Source organism: Mesorhizobium sp. M7A.F.Ca.US.014.04.1.1, assembly GCF_003998745.1.
Lineage (GTDB): Bacteria > Pseudomonadota > Alphaproteobacteria > Rhizobiales > Rhizobiaceae > Mesorhizobium > Mesorhizobium ciceri.
The window spans coordinates 1-969 of record NZ_RZRW01001150.1; the positions used below are offsets into that span (position 1 = coordinate 1).

The following is a 969-nucleotide window of genomic DNA, read 5'->3' on the forward strand; positions in this document are numbered from 1 at the left end:
CCTGAAACTGCCCGGCGCCACCGCTGACAACACAGTGGAGAAGCTTGGCATGGCAGTCACCCTCTGAGACTCGCCTGGAGGGGAGCCGGGTTTCTAGCACCAGACCGGTGTTGCGGGCGCTTTGCTCGCAACACCCTGGCTCAACCGCGTGGCGATCTTTGGAATAAATCGATGCCGCACACCACCACGATCAGTCGCATGACGACCACCGGCGCCCCGCCTCGGCTTTCGACCCTCGCACAGTGGGCGGACCGCCACTTCAAATGGATTCTGGTCGCGCCCGCGGTGCTGTTGATACTGGCGCTGTCGATCTATCCGCTGCTGTTCTCACTGGTCGTGTCCTTCATCAACTACGACTTCCAGGTGCCGGGCCACGCCTTTGTCGGCTTGAAAAACTTCGAGCGGGTGGTGTTCGATCCCGTGGCACGGTGGTCGCTCTTGCTGACGGCCTGCCTGTCGAGCATCAGCGTCGCCATCGAATTCGTGCTGGGCCTTCTGGTGGCGCTCACCATGGTGCGCAGCTTTCCGGGGCGCGGTGTCGTCATGTCGATCCTGATCGTGCCGCTTTTCATCAGCCCGGTGATAGTCGGCCAAGCGTGGACGCTGCTGCTTCAGCGGCCTTTCGGGCCAACCAACTACATCCTGACGCAACTGTTGGGGCAGGAGGTGACGATCGGCTGGATGACCGAGCGCCCATGGCTTTATGTCTCGCTGATCATCGCTGATGTCTGGCAGTGGACTCCGTTCATGTTTGTCGTCCTGCTCGCCGGGCTTACCGCAATCCCTCCGAACCTCTACGAGGCGGCGGAACTCGACGGCGTCAATGCCTGGCAGGCCTTCTGGGCGATCACGCTGCCGCATCTCGGGTCTATGATGCTGCTGGCGTTGACCTTCCGCCTGCTTGACGCCATCCGAATGTTCGATACCATTTTTATCATGACCGGCGGCGGCCCGGGTACGCAAACCTAC

1 protein-coding gene is annotated in these 969 nt (G+C 61.4%); it reads left to right on the forward strand.

Going from position 1 to position 969, the window contains the following annotated elements:
- Positions 1-171 precede the first annotated feature (171 nt).
- On the forward strand, positions 172-969 hold a 798-nt coding region (locus EOA22_RS35200; RefSeq protein ID WP_164756248.1), incomplete at its 3' end, for a sugar ABC transporter permease.